This is a genomic window from Lewinella cohaerens DSM 23179 (genome assembly GCF_000379805.1).
GTDB classification, from domain to species: domain Bacteria; phylum Bacteroidota; class Bacteroidia; order Chitinophagales; family Saprospiraceae; genus Lewinella; species Lewinella cohaerens.
The window spans coordinates 28,097-45,305 of sequence record NZ_KB903533.1; the positions used below are offsets into that span (position 1 = coordinate 28,097).

The following is a 17,209-nucleotide window of genomic DNA, read 5'->3' on the forward strand; positions in this document are numbered from 1 at the left end:
ATTTTGAAGACAATTTTGAATAGTTATTGTCCTAACAAATAATCTAATTCTACCTGCAAAGCATAGAATTGATACAAGGCTGTCAAATATTGTTGCTTCACTTTGACTACCTGTTCCAAACCGTCCAGGTATTCCAGGTAACTGATTTCCCCTTCTTGGTAAGCTCTCAAATTGACCTCACGCTGTTCATTGACTATCGGGGTCAAATTCTCGGTGAGGTATTCCAGGATATGTTGCTGGTGTTTCAGGCGANATCTGAGTTCGGTAATCATTTTTACTAACTCCTGTTCTTTCGTCTTTAAAGCAGCCTCCTGTACTTTTACACCCACTTCTGCGGCTTCAATTCGCCCTTGATATGCCTTTTGAAAAAGTGGGACATTTACACCGATTTGATAGCCAAACAAAGGGAAATTACCCGATTGAGTTTGTAGTTTGAAACCCGAATTGATTTGGGGTAACAGTTGCGCACTCACTGTTTCTACTTCGGCACTTGCCAATTCCCGTTGTGCCTGAATAATTTGCAGGTGGGGATTGTTTTGCAAGGAAGTATCAGTTAGACTAGAGGAGGCAGGAGGCAGAAGTTTTCCCTGAGCTTCATATAACGTATCCGACTGTAACCACTGGTTAAACATGGTTAACGCAATTTGATACTTTTCAGAAGCGTGTTCTTGTTCCAACTGTGCTTGTCCTAAATGGGAGCGAGCAGACAATAGGGGAATCCTTCCCGTTTCCCCACTTTCTAATTGCTTAGTAGTGACCGCTAAAAAGTCACGGTATAATGCTACGTTTTCAGCCACCAATTCCTGTTCTTGTTTCGCGTAGAGGAGTTGATAGTAAACCAGTTCTACTTGCCGTTTTAGCTCGTGATCAGTTAAAGCCAATTGCTTTTCTGCTAATACAGCACCTTGCTGATAAAATGCTTGTTGCACTCTGGAGGCCTTGGGTAAGTAGAAATTCTGCTGAACGTTAAAAGAATGGATACCTGATTGGTTGTTAGCACCAAACTCCTCTCCTGAGAAATACAGTTGGGTGGGTTGAAAAGGAAGACGGGTTGCCGCCAATCTATTCTGCTGGTCAACAAATAATCTGTCCCGTTCCAGCCCTGCATAATTTTCACGAGCAATGATTAGTGCTCCTTCTAAATTAATAGATTTACTTTGCCCAATGCTTGAGCTTGTTACTGCACAAACCAATCCTAGTAACAACAAGGTTTTTATTTTAAACTGTCGTTTTATCATCTTTCAAAGATTTAAGTTTGTGATTAATGTTCGTGCCCGTGAGCAGGAATAGTGGAAGACATAGATGCCATCTTTATTTGGTAAGCACCTTTGGTTACGACCCACTCTCCCTCGGAAATACCCGAAAGAATCTGGACATTAACGCCATCATCCACCCCTAACTTTACTTCTCGTTTTTCAAAACTTTCACCACTCGTTTGGACATACACGTAATTCAAACTATAATCTTGCATCAGCGCAGACCGGGGAACAACCAGAGCATTTTCGATGGGATTGGTCAATAAAAATAATTCTACAAAAGAACCGGGAATCAATTCGTGCAAATTATCCAGTTCGAATAAAACTGGAATAAAACTACTTCCCTGATCCATTACTTTGCCGTAGGAAACCAATCTTCCATTGTAATCATCAAGAGATTGTACTTCTTCTTGATAAGGGGTCTTAAAATTCGCCGACTTGACAAAACGTAATTTTGGCAAATAGCTTTGTGATACTTCGGCTTGTAAAAGCAATCTGCGATTACTGGTGATCTCGACCAAAGGGGTACCTTCTTCCACGAATTGCCCATCATTCACCAGCACATTTTTTATTATACCAGACATGGAGGCCGTTGCCGATATCCCACCTGTATGATAACCATTGGCCAGTGTTTGAAACTCCGCTTGCGCAATGGAATACTCCATCTTCCGACGCTCGTATTCTTTTTGCCCGATGATTTGCTCCCCAATCAACTCCTCTGCTCGTTCAAAATCTGCTTTGGTTCTTTCAACACGGGCTTTAGCAACCTGATACTTTTCGTCTAAATTCGATTGTAACAAGCCTTTGCTACTGATGCTAAACAACATTTCTCCTGCGCTAATCTCTCTGCCTGCTTGCAGCTTGTTGCTCCTGAAGAAAACTATTCCACTACTTTTAGCAGCAACTGTTCTTTCCTCTCCTTTCACGGGTTGAATCTCTCCCGAAGTATGGATAACTTCATGGATAGGCTGCCGTTTGACTTGCTCAATGGCGAAGTCGATTCTCCAAGCCTGTTCTTTTAAAAAGGAAATTTCATCTCCTGCTGGTTCGGGTGTATTCGCAGCAATGGCAGTTACTGCATCTGGATATACCATAATGTCAGATATAGTAATGGTATCCAAAAATGAAGATGTAGCCAGAATGAATACCAATTGGTAATTCCCAGCTTGTGAAGGGCTTAATGCCGGACGGAAAATACCCGGAGAACTTGGTGCTGCTACCGTATTCTCTTCGACAACTTGTTCACCCTTTTTTAGCTGAACAGTCACTTCCCCTTTTTCGGTAGCTTTAAAGCTATTCATTTCTGAAAAGTGAGCTGCAAAGCGACTTGTACTCCCAACAACCAATGGTGGGAATTCTACAAAAAGTTCAGATTTTTTGGTCCAAATGGTAAAGGACAAAGGCGCTAGTTCTGGTTCGTGAGCAGCGTGCGTTTCATCGCCGTGGGTATGTGTACCCTCACCATGTTCGTGACCACAACCTACCATAAATAGGAGTAGCCCTGCCATCGCAATGGCAGACACAAATATATATTTCATTATGTTAAATTCTTTCGTCTAAAAAATTAAAACGGATGGATTAAAGGACAAGAGATTGTCCTCTGTAGGTAGAATTAGACGAGAGCAGGAGGTGCTCTTAGAGGAGTATTAGGTTGTTTTAACCTATGCGATAGAAATAGGTTAAAAGGTGGTGGGTCTGGTAAGGATTCAGCATCTACGCTAAAAACCACCTTGTTTTTCCCACTATTTAAAAAGCTGACCGTTTTATTAAGGTCAATATTTTTTTTGCTTGAGGCCTTTTGTACAATGACTAAATGCTCATCTGCGTGGTCATTTGAATGATTTACACCTTCAAACAAATGCCCCAAAAGATGAAATATTCCTACATGAAAACCATGCTCATGGTGGACTTCTTTGAAGTCTTCGTGCTGGTGAGAAACTGGATTTAGCGTCTTGCCAAGTGCTGCATCGTGAGAATGCATGACGCTGAGGTGCAATACTACCAGGAGATAGATTGCTAACAGAAAATAGCTTAGTATTTTTTTTCTTAGTTGCACAGTGTAAAGGTAACGAATTTATAATGCTAATGGTCTGTTCTTTGTGCTAAAGCTATCCTTTGCGGCAAGCATTAAAAGCTATAGCACAAAGAATATGCGATCTTCGCCGCCCACAAGGCGGTCGCGCGAAATTTCGCAAATCAGTTACATTCATCTGCGTACACCTGCGCTTTGTTTAATAATTCAACAGGGGTGATGTATTCGTCGCCGAGTTTCCAGCCCTTTAGAAACGTGTGTTTTTGGTCGAAGATGGCAATCGTAACATTGTGGACTGTACATCCATTTTTAAGCTTGTTTAAAAAATCCTGCGCTTCTTCCAGCGTATCAAAGCACCAATAGCAGATTAATAATTCTTCCCCTGCTTTATCCATTTCTACCGAATAGAAATTATCTGCTTGACTGTTTTCTGAGTTCATAACACTTAGTTTATCAAAGATTAGATAGGGCAGGGAGGTTTTAGGCTCCCTGCTAGGTTTGTTTTATTGACCTAAAATGTAGTTCACCGCTTTCTGTGCATCGGCGGCGGCTTTAAAGATGAGCTTTTTATCATCCTGTAAAAGCTTTAACCAGCCCTGTAAATAGGCAGCACTATTTTCTAGTTCAGTTTCCCCGCATATTCCAGCGTGACCCGCTAAAAAAGCGGCTCCTATTTCGGCTACTAGCTCTTCACGGCTGTATCTTTCGCTCTTGAATTTGGCAGGTTTTACGATGCCTTCACGGTTGAGGCGGGAGGCGTGACCCGTGCTGTGGGTGAGTTCGTGAAAGTAGGTCAGATAATACGCTTCGGGCGTTTTGAACTGCTCTAGCTTCGGCATATTGAGTTTGTCAATATCGGGGGCGTAAAAGGCTCTATCGGCATCCTCAAAAATGTATTCGGGGGCATTGGGGTAATTGCCGATAATTTGCTCACAAACTTCTATTTGCTCGTGCTGGGTGAGGGTGATTTGTGGTAAATCAATTTCCACTTCTTCCACATCTGCGATATTGAAAACATAGTAGAATTTGAGAAACTGGATTTTCTGCGTTTCTTCTCCCGTACCGTGTAGGGCTTCGGCTTGTTGCTCGTTGATGCGCTTGCCGTCTGCGTCTTTATGGTAAGAAGTATAAAAATAAACCCGCTCGGCTTTGGCTCCTTTCCTGATCTTTCCGCCCATTGCTTTGGCTTGCTTAAAGCTCATATAGTAGGGGATAGGATGCTCACTAAAGAGATTGAGAATAAAGGCGTTGATACCTGTATAAATATGTCCTGTGCTGGCATTACGAGCTAAACCGTAACGGCTCCAGGTAGGTTGCCAAGGTTTTACACCTGCTTCTAATTTGGCAATAATGCGGTCGGTGAGTTCCTGATAAACGTCTTTTTTAGTGCTTTGCTTTGTCATCTTAAATCCTTTTTATTAATTGTTTATGAATGGTGCTTAACCGTTCTGCCGTTCGGCGAGAAAAAAGGGGGAGCAGGCGCAACGGGTAGGGGCAGCCCGTCGGAGACGGACACCGTTTGCACAAATGAACTTTTGAGAATGCGGAAAATGGGGATGCCCTTGCGGCCTGCTGGGGAGTGTGTCCCCTAGCTGATAGGACTAATGATTAATTAGCCCTTCATCAGCAAAAGAAAAACAGCCACCTTCTGGGGCGAGAATCAAATGATCCAGTAAAGGAAGGTCGAGTGCTTTTCCTGCTGCAAATAATTTGTTGGTGAGGTCTTTATCTGCCTGACTAGGGCGTAATTGACCGCTGGGGTGATTGTGGGCAATAATGATGGAATTAGCCCGTGCTTTTAAGGCAGTGACAAAAATGACTTTTGCATCTACCACCGTTCCAGCCATGCCACCTTGGGAAACCTTGTACCAGCCCATTACACGATTTGTACGATCAAGGATTAGCAAATAGGCTTCTTCAAAAAATTCAATAGTCTCTTCGTCCCAGAGTTGGCGAAAAATTCGATGGGCATTTTCAGAACTTCTGATTTGTGGCCGATCTTCGGCGTAAACTTTGGCTTTGTAAGTAACTTTTACTTCTGCGATCTTTAGTGGCGTTTGTAAGCTCATTTTAAACTGATTTACTGGATTCATAATTAGGAAATTTCCCTTCTACTGTAAGCGGAGGGTATTCCGCTGGGGCAGTTTTTCTTACTGCCGGATATCGTAATTGAGGTTGCTTCCCTTTTGCGAAAGCCAGTTCACGCAGGATGCGGAGACCGAAGCAAGGGTGGAGGACTTATTATTTATTGAGCTGGTGAAAAGAAAAAATCAGTCTGGAAAGGAAGGGCACGACCGTCCCTTGATACGGATCGGAGCAGACCAGTATCTTGCTGTAGCAAAACAAAGGGAAGGGACATCAATTATCGGTAAGGGAGAAAAATGGCTAGACCAAGTGGATTAACCCATAGCGAAACCATCAGTCCGCGGATCGCTCCCTTGGTTCCTGAATTGGCGGCGGTTTTTGGATAAAAAGCGTGACGGTTTAGGGGGAGTGTGAGGTGGGGTGAAACAGTCTAGCATAGCGACTTAGAAAGAGGGAGGTTATAGGGGCTACCTATAAGTTAAATAGGTTGAGTTAGAAGAAACATTAGAGAATCAAAATGTTACTTTCTCTTTAAGTTTTATCAAAATAATGCAAGTAATAGCCAAAATAATACAATACAACTGTAATCTATTTCCTGTATATTTGTGGAAATATTTCACTCTAATTGATTATACGAACTCTGCATATTACTTTAGCTCTACTTATACTTATTAGCACTTCTGGGCTAGTAATGAGTAAGCATTTCTGTGGTGGAAAGCTTATAAGTACAGCTCTTTTTGCAGAGGCTGTGCCTTGTAGTCAAAGTAATGTAATGAAGGATTGTTCCCTGCATGAGGCTATACCAGCTTCTGAGGAAGATTCCATGTCTGGGAAGAATTGTTGCGATACAGAAACTACTTTTGTCAAAGTAGAGAATGAGCAGTTAGAAGTTTTTTTAGAATTAGATGTTAAAGATTATCCAGCATTATTTGCTACGCTTGTTATTATTATTGGTCTTGTACCTGTAGAGAATGATATCAAGACTACTAACTATCTCACTTACAAACCGCCCCTCCTAGTCTACAACCTCCCTGTGAGCTTGCAGACATTCCTCATTTGATTTTATTCTTCAGTTTTGCCACTGTTACCTGTATTTGGTATGCAGAGGCTATCCCTGTTTAGGCACTTGCTTTGTTGCTAGTGCTAAATATAATGATTACTGAAGGTGAAATTATGTTAGCTAAATATATTCGGTTTTTTTTAGAGAATAAGCTGGTTGCTTATCTTTTATTGCTTCTATTTGTCGGTTGGGGACTAGTGACTGCTCCTTTTGATTTCGGGATTAATGACTTGCCTCGTGATCCGGTAGCAGTTGATGCTATACCAGATATTGGTGAAAATCAGCAGATTGTCTTTACCCAATGGATGGGGCGTTCCCCACAAGATGTTGAAGACCAAATCTCCTACCCGCTTACTACTGCACTCCTTGGCATTCCTGGGGTAAAGAGCATTCGTAGTAACTCTATGTTCGGTTTCTCAAGTATCTACGTAATTTTTAATGATGATATAGAATTTTATTGGAGCCGAAGTCGAATCCTCGAAAAACTAAACTCCTTATCCGCCAATACTTTACCCGAAGGTGTTCAACCCACTTTAGGGCCTGATGCTACGGCCTTGGGACAGATTTATTGGTATACACTGGAAGGGCAAGATAAAGAAGGAAACCCAACGGGAGGTTGGGATTTACATGAGCTACGAACCATCCAAGACTTCTATATCCGATATGGTTTATCAGCAGCAGAAGGAGTGTCAGAAGTGGCCTCAATTGGTGGTTTTGTAAAAGAGTACCAAGTTGATGTAGACCCCGAAGCGATGAAGGCCAATGGCATTACCTTAGAAGAAGTAATGAAGGCCATAAAAGGCAGTAATATTGATATAGGTGCTCAAACTATTGAGATAAACCTTGCCGAGTATTTTGTTAGAGGACTCGGCTACGTAAAGAAAATATCAGATATAGAACAAGGTGTAGTCAAGGTAAATAATAATATTCCGTTACGAATTGGTGATGTAGCCAAAGTTAGTATCGGGCCTGCTACTCGTAGGGGGATTTTGGATAAATCAGGGGCAGAAGCAGTAGGTGGGGTTGTTGTTGCTCGCTATGGCGCAAATCCATTAGAGGTTATCCAAAATGTGAAGAAAAAAATTGCGGAATTGGAGCCGGGTTTACCTACCAAAACGCTGGCTGATGGTACGGTTTCTCAGGTGAATATAGTACCGTTTTATGATCGCACCCAATTGATTAATGAGACAATTGGAACCCTTCAGGAAGCATTATCGTTAGAAATTTTGATCACCATCATGGTGGTGATACTGATGCTCCTGAACCTCAAATCGTCTCTACTCATATCAAGCACCCTACCCGTAGCTGTACTCATGTGCTTTATTGCTATGCGTTACTTTGGTGTTGATGCTAATATTGTAGCCCTATCAGGTATCGCCATCGCTATAGGTACGATGGTAGATATGGGCATCGTCCTAATTGAAAGTATGGTAAAGAGAATGGAGGAAGCTCCTCCTGATGAGGATTTACTGACTACTATTTACGATGCAACGGTGGAGGTGGCTTCTGCTGTTATCACAGCGGTTGCTACTACAGTAATTAGTTTTATACCAGTTTTTACAATGGAAGCTTCAGAGGGGAAATTATTTAAGCCTTTGGCTTATACCAAAACCTTTGCTTTAGTAGCCTCCATCATTGTCGCTATAACGATTATTCCACCTCTTGCTCACAGTATTTTTTCAATAAAATCTCGGAGTAAATTAGTGGCCAACATCGGTAATGCCTTGGCATTACTAACGGGTTTAGGTATTGCTATCTTTTATCAGCCTTTTCTGGGAGCCATATTAGCAATTGTCGGTATCAGTGGTTTGCTGAGTACGTGGGTACAGGCCAATAGTACGCCACGAAATGTAACCGTACTCTCGTGGTTAACAAATGTAATTTATGCGCTAATTGTCTCCTGGTTACTCGCTACGATCTGGATGCCACTGGGAGTTACAAAGAGTAGCCTTCTCAATTTCCTTTTTGTCACACTTTTTGCTGGTGGATTAATAAGCTTTTTCTACGTAATTATCTATTTCTATGAATCTATCCTCCGCTTTTTATTGCGTTTCAAAATACTGTTTTTGCTATTAGTAAGCTTCATTGTTTATCAAGGATTTGTTGTCTTTCAACAGACTGGCGAAGAGTTCATGCCTTCGCTTGATGAAGGGTCTTTTCTTTTGATGCCAACTTCCATGCCTCACTCAGGGATGCAGGAGAATATAAAGAACCTCCGACTTTTGGACATGGCCGTTACGGCCATTCCAGAAGTAGAATCAGTGGTTGGAAAGGCCGGTAGAGTGAATAGTGCATTAGACCCCGCTCCAATGTCGATGTACGAGAACGTAATACTCTATAAATCTGAATACAAAACGGATGAAAACGGTCATCGTATTCGCTTTCGTTTTACGGACGGGGACTACATAAAGGATAAAGATGGTGAATTAATTCCTGATGAGGATGGTCAGTACTTTCGTCAATGGCGAGACGAAATAAATAGCCCCGATGATATTTGGAATGAGATTGTTAAAGCTACGAGAATACCTGGTGTTACTTCGGCCCCACGCCTACAGCCTATTGAAACCCGTTTGGTTATGTTGCAAACAGGTATGCGGGCACCAATGGGAATCAAGGTTCAAGGTGCTGATTTGGCAACAATTGAAGCTTTCGGGTTACAGCTTGAAAAGCACCTGAAAGATGTAGAAGGAGTTAAGGATGCTGCGGTGTTTGCCGATCGAATCGTGGGTAAGCCCTACTTATTACTGGATATCAACCGGGAGGCAATTAGTCGCTATGGATTAACTATTGAAAAAGTACAACAGTATATCCAAGCGGCGGTTGGGGGTATGAATATGACTACTACTGTCGAAGGACGCGAACGCTATTCGATACGGATTCGTTATCCGCGTGAATTACGTGATGACCCGGAGGCTTTAGAACGTATCTATGTAGCGACACCGAATAAACAACAAATTCCGCTTGGAGAGCTAGTAACCATTAGATACGAAGCTGGGGCACAAGCCATTAAAAGTGAAGATGGTTTTTTAATTGGCTACGTATTATTCGACCGCGAAAAGGAATTTTCTGAAGTAGAAGTTGTTGAAAACGCACAAAATCATTTTTCGACCCTTATATCAAACGGTGCTTTAGAAGTACCTGCGGGAATTAGCTATCGTTTTGCAGGTAATTATGAACAACAAGTCAGGGCAAGTAAGCGACTAAGTATAGTAGTTCCCATTGCCTTGGCTATTATCTTTCTTATCCTTTATTTTCAATTTTCCTCTGTAACAATATCCCTCATGGTTTTCACCGGAGTCTTTATTGCTTTTGCTGGGGGATTTATCATGATTGGTTTGTATGATACCAGTTGGTTCCTTGATTTTAGCCTGTTTGGAACCAATATGCGAGACCTCTTCCAGATTAGAACGATCAACTTAAGCGTGGCGGTTTGGGTTGGCTTTTTGGCATTATTTGGTATTGCCACCGATGACGGTGTATTGGTTGCTACTTTTCTTCAGGATAGCTTTAAGAGAAACAAACCCAATACCATAGCAGAAGTCAGAGATGCGGTAGTTGAAGGAGGATTACGGCGGGTGCGCCCGGCGATGATGACTACAGCTACTACTATTTTAGCATTACTCCCCGTATTGACCTCAACGGGTAGAGGTGCTGATATTATGTTACCGATGGCGATTCCTTCCTTTGGGGGAATGACATTACAGATGATTACCATGTTTACGGTTCCTGTGTTGTATGCACTTTGGCAAGAGTGGAGCCTTAGAATTAATGATAATACAACAAACTGGTTTGGTGGAAAGAAGGCAGGGATTGCATCACTGGTTATTCTCCTGTCTTTTTCTGTAAGCTCGGCATCTGCTCAGACTTTGGCACAACTGACTCAAGAGGTAGAAACGCAAAACCCTGAGTTGAAAATGTTGAATAGTGAGTATCGCGCTGCACTGGAACGGGCACCACAGGTAAGTCAATTGCCTGACCCTGAAATAGGCATAGGTGCTTTTCCGCTTCCTGTAGAAACCAGACTGGGAGGTCAGCAATTGAGACTAGGAGCAACTCAGATGTTTCCGTGGTTTGGTACTTTATCTCAAAAAGAAGATTTGGAAGTAGCCAAAGCTAAAGCTGTTTACGAGCGTGTCGGAGCAAAGCTGCTCGATCTAAGGTATCAGTTGGAACAAAGCTATTTTCAGGTATATAGCATTCAAAGAAGCAGAGCTATTATTCAGGAAAACATTGTCCTTTTTGAAGCATTGGAAAGGCTGGCATTGACCAAGGTAGAAAGTGGAAAAGCTTCGGCAGCCGATGTACTCAGAGTACAGTTGAAAATTGAGGAATTAAAGCAGGAATTAGCCATCCTGGAAACCTCTGAATTAGACCCCACTGCTAAGATCAACCAATTAAGGAACCAGCCTTTAAACAGAGCGATTGTCATTGTTGAAAATCTTGCATTTACTGATCTCCCTTACAACAAAGACAGTCTGATGGCTAACATACAAAGGAATCATCCTTTGATAAGAATGCTTAAACAGCAACAAGAAGTAGCCAGAGAAGCCATCACATTAAACGAGTTCAATAGTAAGCCTTCTTTTGGTGTGGGATTTGACTACATCTTAGTTGACGAACGTACGGATGCTTTTCCTGCAAATAATGGTAGAGATATTCTTCAGCTTCGAGCGAGTGTCAAAATTCCTCTCTTTAGAGAACAGTACGCCGCCAAGGAAAGGGAAGAAAATATTCGTATTGAGGGACTGGCATACCAACAGGAAGATGTGCTTAGTAAATTTCTGACAATGATTGAGCAGGCGTACGTCCGTCACGAAACTGCCCGCTTGCAGGTTGAGCTTTATCAGCGACAAATTGAAATTACCGATGCGGCTATCCGGATACTCGAAGATAGTTACAGTACGCAAGGCAGTAATTTCGACGAGCTTTTACGCTTGGAAAACGACCTCGTCGGCTATGATATGAAAATGCTAAAAGCTATTGTTCAAAGCCATTTGGCGAAGAGTAACATCAACCGATTTATCACCCAATAATTAACAGCCATGAATAAATATATCAAAACGATTTTAATAATTTCAGGAGCCTTAAGTATCGGCTTGTTGATGGGGTATTTATTGTTTGGCAATAATACTTCCACGAAGATGATTGATGAACAACTCCATAGCGATACTGCAATGGAAGCTGCCGGAGCTGAAGAAATTTGGACTTGTTCTATGCATCCGCAAATTCGTCAAAATGAACCAGGAGAATGCCCCATTTGTGGTATGGACTTGATTCCTTTAGCGGCAAACTCTTCTAATGATCCGTTAGTACTAGAAATGACAAACGAGGCTGTCAAATTAGCCAGTATTCAAACAACAGTTGTTGGACAAAGTACAGGCTCGACAGCTAAAACACTGCGGTTGTCTGGCAAAATACAGGCAGATGAACGCTTAGCTTCCAGTCAGGTAGCTCATGTTCCTGGTCGAATAGAGAAACTTTATGTGTCCTTTACCGGAGAAGAAATAAGAAAAGGACAAAAGCTGGCCGATCTTTACTCTCCTGAATTAATTACGGCACAAAGAGAGTTATTAGAAGCATTAAAGCTCCAAGCAGTAAACCCGGGATTAATTGAAGCTGCTCGTAATAAACTTAGGTTTTGGAAGATTTCCAAAGAAACTATAGATAAGATTGAAAGGGAAGCGCAAATACAAGAAATCTTTCCAGTTTACGCTGACGAATCGGGAATTGTGATGAATCGCAGAGTGGCAGTAGGCGATTATCTAAAGCAAGGGGAACCATTGTTTAGCCTGATGAACCTGCGTAGTGTATGGGTGTTATTTGATGCTTATGAAGAAGACATTTCTCATATTTCAATAGGGAATAATGTTTCATTCAGCACTCCGGCGATTCCAAACAGAACCTTCCAAGCCCGCGTCACTTTTATTGATCCGGTAATTAATCCTCAAACCAGGGTGGCTTCCGTACGGGTAGAAGTACAAAATACAAAGGGTGTGCTGAAACCAGAAATGCTAGTATACGGAACACTGGAAAACAAGACTCTTGCGACTACTAATTTGACTATTCCCAAGTCTGCTGTACTATGGACAGGACCACGCTCTGTCGTATATGTAAAAGTGCCCGATAGAAGCGTTCCGTCCTTTCAGTTTCGCGAAGTCGAAATAGGAGATGCACTCGGAGAGAATTATCAATTGATCTCTGGGGTAGAAGCAGGAGAAGAAATAGTCACCTACGGCAATTTCGCAATTGATGCCGCAGCTCAACTCAATAATCAGGCAAGTATGATGAACAAAGATGTAATGCTTAAGGGAGCTGATCATTCCGAGCATTTACCAGATTACACAAGTGTAAGCCCTGTAGCCTTTAAGCAACAGTTAGCCGAAGTAGCAGGTAGCTATCTTTTATTGAAAGATGCGTTCGTAGCAACTAATGTAGCGTTAGCTGGCGAGCAAGCAGCTAAATTGGTCGCTTTGTTGGGAAAAGTAGATATGTCATTGCTTGATGGTGATGCTCACCTTTATTGGATGGAGCAGCTTTCTGCAATGGAAGCTCATACTGCCCAGATTCAGTCATCAAATGAGATAGAACAACAACGGACACAATTTTCTTTTCTGTCTCAAGCCCTGATTAAAAGCCTTAAAGTGTTTGGGGTACCAGCATCGACTTATTACGTACAACACTGCCCCATGGCCAATGACAATGAGGGAGCTGATTGGTTGAGTAGGGAAGAGCAAGTGCAGAATCCTTACTTCGGGGACAAAATGCTTACTTGTGGAACGGTGCAGGAAACTATTACCAAGAATTTTAAAAACCCAGCTATCGAGGCAACTTCAACACCTCGAATGACAGGCCATAATCATTAATTATCTCTTGACGGGATAGACCGTCAACTATTTTTTAATCCATCAATATTACCAAAATGAAGTATTTGAAAATTTCTTTGGCTGTTTTAGTAGTAGCACTTTTTGCTACACCAGCCTTTAGTCAAAGCTGCCATAGCAACAACGCTAAAGCAGGTGAGACGGAAGCGGCCAGTAGTGCCAGTATCCTTGAAAATGTGCCTACTGACTTTGAAGCAGGGCAATTTATCGTAGGTGGCGAATGTGGCATGTGTAAACGCACTATTGAAGGCGCCGTAAACAGTCTTACGGGTATCCAAGCCGTGAACTGGGATGTAGAAAGTAAAATGCTAACTGTAAGCTATAACCCCAAGGCACTCACGGTACAAACGATTCAAGAAAAGATTGCGAGTGTGGGTTATGATGCTGGCACAGTTCGGGCCACAGACGAAGCTTACAACAACTTACACGGTTGCTGCCAGTATGAACGAGTAAAGCTATGATAATTTAGTAGTGTGATCGATGAGGGAGCGAAATTCTGTTTCGCTTCTTCATCTCTAATCAAGTTTTCGAAGTGTACGATTCCACGAACCATTCCTACAACCATGAAAGAAAAAATAAAGATGAAAAGCATAATTCCTTTTGTTATTCTCTTGTTCTGCTTCACCACTGTTTTAGCTCAGTTTCGGGTAGAAGGGGTTGTTAGTGAAGGTTCAACGGTTGTATCAAATGCCCGGGTGACCCTATTTAATGAGGATTTATCGATCTTTTTTGAAACACGAACTGATGAAACAGGAAACTACGAGTTCAATGAAATACCTGAGGGTAATTATACAATAGGAGTAACGGCCTTAGAAAGGGATTATCAAACGACCTTGCTGAGTATCGATAGTAACCAGGCAGCGATAAACTTTTCGCTGGGACCAGAAACTCACGTTGGTCGTTGGGAGGTTGTCATGGAAAGCCCAGAACCTTTGGGAGGCACCGATCTTGGAATTTTACTGCCTAATGGGAAGGTTTTTTATTGCCATAACTCAAAGGATCCCTTTTTATTCGATCCAGTCACAAACGATACCGCATTCATTTTCGGTGATGATGAGGTATTGGGATGTGTTGCTCCTGCCTTACTTCCAAACGGAGATTTAATTTTTCTAGGAGGAACCGATCAGGAAATTTACGGACCAGGAACCAAAATCGTAAAGACCTTCGATGCTGAAAGTGAAACATGGGAAAACCGGCCAGATTTATCAGATTTTCGTTGGTATCCCACTTTAGTCCAATTAGTAGATGGAAAGTTGCTCCTCACGGGAGGAGGGGGCCTCGATAATCCAATAAGAGTAACGACTTCGGAGATTTATGATCCCGTAGATTTCACCTCAACGCCAGTAGGTGAAATAGCAATAGGTAACGAGGTTTCACCAATAGTACTATTATATAACGGTGAAGCATTAATGACACACCGGCCTCCTCAATTGTTTTCACCACCAACGGAAGAATGGGATTTGGCCGCCGATTTTGTGCAAAACAATCGCATGCCAAACGGAGATCATTCCGATCACGAATTAATACTGCTTCCCGAAGGAAAAGTCGTAGCTATTGGTTACAAATCATTCAATCCTCCAAATTATGGAAGTATTGTTGAAGTATACGACCCTGAATTAAATCAATGGTCATTAGGCCAGAATTTCCTGCCGATTAGGAGTAGAGCTAAGACCGTTTTGCTACCCAATAAAAAAGTATTGGTTATAGGTGGTGAAAAGGAAGACCCTACTGATCCTACCCATACGAACCAGTGGAATTATATGGGAATAACGGACCTCTACAATCCCTATGCGGATTCTTGGAGGAGATTGGAGGACTTGAATATACCTCGGGAGTATCATTGTACTACAATTCTGGTGCCAGATGGAAGAATCATTGCAGTAGGTGGAGAAGGGTCTCCGGGCAACGAACCCGCGACGAGTACGATTGAGGCTTTTGAACCTCCCTATCTATTTAAAGGCGTTCGACCTGAAATTCACAACCTGAATAAAGATGATTTTTTACGCGGCGAAAACATTGTTTTCAATATTGAAAAAACGAACTTTCCTACCTCTGTAATCCTCGTGTCTCTGCAATCAGTTACCCATTTTATGAATACGGGGAATAACCGTTTTTTAGAACTCGATTTTTCTCAAGTAGAGAATATGGTAACGGCCCAAGTTCCATTGGATAGCATGGCAGCACTATCAGGATACTATATGCTTTTTGCTATGGTTGATGATATTCCTTCTATAGCAAGAATTATCAAGATCAACTCTGAGCAAGTAATTACAGGGATAACTACATCTTCAAGTACTTCACGGGTAAAACTTTACCCGAATCCAACAACAAATTCAGTTATCCTAAGTGGGCTCAGTGGTGGAGAACTTGAAATATTCAATATCTCCGGACAGTTAATCGATAATCAGACGATTAGAGGTGATCAAACCGAAATAGATATCTCAGCTTATCCGAAAGGGACTTATTCATTCCGAATCAGAACAGCTTCATTTAATCTAGTCCGTCAAATTATCAAACAATAACAACTAGTCTGATGAAGAAAAAGAAAAAATATACTCCAGCATTAGGTCATGATCAATTTACCAATTGGTATGATCAGGTGATTGCATGGACAATGCCAGAAGAAGAGTTTAGAACAAAATTAATTCAACAACTATCACCAAATCCTTCTGAACGTATTTTAGAATTTGGTTTTGGAACTATAGAGAACCTTATCTATATCATTAGAGCAGAACCTAATGTGAATTATTCGGGATTAGATATTGATCCAAACGTAAAGGTTTTAGCTAAAGAAAAGCTTAGTAGGTTAAAGTTTTTAGTGAAGGCAGAGCTTTCACTTTACGAAGGCGGTGCATTTCCGTATGAAGATAATTTTTTTGATAAAGTATTTAGTTGTTTAGTATTTCATCAATTACAACGAGAAGAGAAAGTTAAAGCGCTAAAAGAAATCTTTCGAGTACTTAAAAAAGATGGAATGGTACTCATTTGTGATTGGGATAAGCCATCTGGCTTTCTTACAAGCTTAGGGTTTTATGCTGTACAAGTACTTGATGGTTTTGCAACCACATCTGATAGTAGAAAAGGAATACTAATAGATTTAATGAAGGAGTCCGGTTTTTCTAACACTAAACATGTTGATGTAATCAATACCAATATTGGAACATTAAAATATATAATCGGTACCAAATGAAATTTACAAAAAAACTAATAACGCATAAAAAATTACGCATCATTTTAGTGGGCTTGCTATTATTAATAGCAGGTTCACCTTTTGCGCACGGCGATGAAGGGCACAAAGCAAAACAGGACTCTGTTACAACAGATACACTGATAGAAACTACGACTGCAGTAGTAGCTCATCCGCATACAGATAACCATCTGATGGTTACAGAAAGTGAAATCGTAGATGCATCGATGAGTGATTTTTCTAATCTGCATCCTTTGGTTGTGCATTTTCCGATTGTTTTACTTCTCTTGGCTGTACTAACCCAAATAGCTAGTTTATTTATCTGGAAAAAGCAGTTGGACTGGGCTACCTTATTGCTTTTGTTCGGCGGTCTTTTGAGTGCTTACTTAGCTTCGGTTTTTGTGCACCCTCATACCACAGGACTTTCTGAGGCAGCATCAATGGTACTCGAAAAACACGACCAATTTGCTTACTACACGCTTTGGTTTAGTGGCATAGGACTCTTATTGAAAGTGATTAGTCTTTTCTTACTGAAGGACAAACTTTGGTTGGAACTGACAATTGTTTTATTACTTGCCGGTGCTGCGTTTAGTGTATCCAAAGCGGGGCATTATGGAGCTACGCTTGCTCATATACATGGAGTGGGTGTACAGGGCAAATTTATTGAATCAAATGATGCTCAACACAGCCATGAGCATTAAGACTTGT

The 17,209-nt window shown here is 41.6% G+C and carries 13 protein-coding genes; 7 read left to right on the plus strand and 6 right to left on the minus strand.

Annotation, left to right across the window (positions count from 1 at the left end):
* Positions 1 to 23 precede the first annotated feature (23 nt).
* The 6 genes from A3EU_RS0103925 to A3EU_RS0103950 form a co-directional block, all read right to left on the minus strand.
* Positions 24 to 1,238: a TolC family protein gene (locus A3EU_RS0103925; protein ID WP_020534819.1), complete on the minus strand. Its 1,215-nt coding sequence runs from the start codon at positions 1,236 to 1,238 to the stop codon at positions 24 to 26.
* A gap of 23 nt (positions 1,239 to 1,261) precedes the next feature.
* Positions 1,262 to 2,794, minus strand: a complete 1,533-nt coding sequence (locus A3EU_RS0103930; protein ID WP_020534820.1) for an efflux RND transporter periplasmic adaptor subunit — start codon at positions 2,792 to 2,794, stop codon at positions 1,262 to 1,264.
* Positions 2,795 to 2,868: 74 nt separating this feature from the next.
* Complete coding sequence (locus A3EU_RS0103935; RefSeq protein ID WP_156825642.1) at positions 2,869 to 3,312, minus strand: hypothetical protein; 444 nt, start codon at positions 3,310 to 3,312, stop codon at positions 2,869 to 2,871.
* A gap of 140 nt (positions 3,313 to 3,452) precedes the next feature.
* Positions 3,453 to 3,728, minus strand: a complete 276-nt coding sequence (locus A3EU_RS0103940) for a hypothetical protein (protein WP_020534822.1) — start codon at positions 3,726 to 3,728, stop codon at positions 3,453 to 3,455.
* A 63-nt stretch (positions 3,729 to 3,791) separates the two neighbouring features.
* Positions 3,792 to 4,691 (minus strand): ArdC family protein, encoded by a 900-nt coding sequence (locus A3EU_RS0103945; protein WP_020534823.1) that lies wholly within the window; start codon positions 4,689 to 4,691, stop codon positions 3,792 to 3,794.
* 198 nt (positions 4,692 to 4,889) lie between these two features.
* Positions 4,890 to 5,381: a JAB domain-containing protein gene (locus tag A3EU_RS0103950; protein ID WP_020534824.1), complete on the minus strand. Its 492-nt coding sequence runs from the start codon at positions 5,379 to 5,381 to the stop codon at positions 4,890 to 4,892.
* Positions 5,382 to 5,998: 617 nt separating this feature from the next.
* Between A3EU_RS0103950 and A3EU_RS0103960 the strand changes: the two genes are divergently transcribed.
* The 7 genes from A3EU_RS0103960 to A3EU_RS0103990 all read left to right on the plus strand — a co-directional run bounded on the left by A3EU_RS0103960 (position 5,999) and on the right by A3EU_RS0103990 (position 17,202).
* Entirely contained in the window at positions 5,999 to 6,433 is a 435-nt protein-coding gene (locus tag A3EU_RS0103960) for an HYC_CC_PP family protein (RefSeq protein ID WP_425412645.1), read from the plus strand.
* A gap of 113 nt (positions 6,434 to 6,546) precedes the next feature.
* Complete coding sequence (locus A3EU_RS0103965; RefSeq protein ID WP_044085454.1) at positions 6,547 to 11,466, plus strand: CusA/CzcA family heavy metal efflux RND transporter; 4,920 nt, start codon at positions 6,547 to 6,549, stop codon at positions 11,464 to 11,466.
* 9 nt (positions 11,467 to 11,475) lie between these two features.
* The gene (locus tag A3EU_RS0103970) at positions 11,476 to 13,296 is read left to right on the plus strand and encodes an efflux RND transporter periplasmic adaptor subunit (RefSeq protein WP_020534828.1); all 1,821 of its coding nucleotides are present in this window, start codon (positions 11,476 to 11,478) and stop codon (positions 13,294 to 13,296) included.
* A gap of 56 nt (positions 13,297 to 13,352) precedes the next feature.
* Positions 13,353 to 13,775, plus strand: coding sequence for a heavy-metal-associated domain-containing protein (locus tag A3EU_RS0103975; protein WP_020534829.1), 423 nt, complete (start codon positions 13,353 to 13,355; stop codon positions 13,773 to 13,775).
* A gap of 120 nt (positions 13,776 to 13,895) precedes the next feature.
* Positions 13,896 to 15,836 carry a galactose oxidase-like domain-containing protein gene (locus A3EU_RS0103980; protein WP_020534830.1) on the plus strand — a complete coding sequence of 647 codons (1,941 nt, stop codon included), beginning with the start codon at positions 13,896 to 13,898 and terminating at the stop codon, positions 15,834 to 15,836.
* Between the two features lie 11 nt (positions 15,837 to 15,847).
* Entirely contained in the window at positions 15,848 to 16,504 is a 657-nt protein-coding gene (locus A3EU_RS0103985) for a class I SAM-dependent methyltransferase (RefSeq protein WP_020534831.1), read from the plus strand.
* Positions 16,501 to 17,202, plus strand: a complete 702-nt coding sequence (locus A3EU_RS0103990; RefSeq protein ID WP_020534832.1) for a DUF2231 domain-containing protein — start codon at positions 16,501 to 16,503, stop codon at positions 17,200 to 17,202. The genes A3EU_RS0103985 and A3EU_RS0103990 overlap by 4 nt, the downstream gene beginning before the upstream one ends.
* Positions 17,203 to 17,209 lie beyond the last annotated feature (7 nt).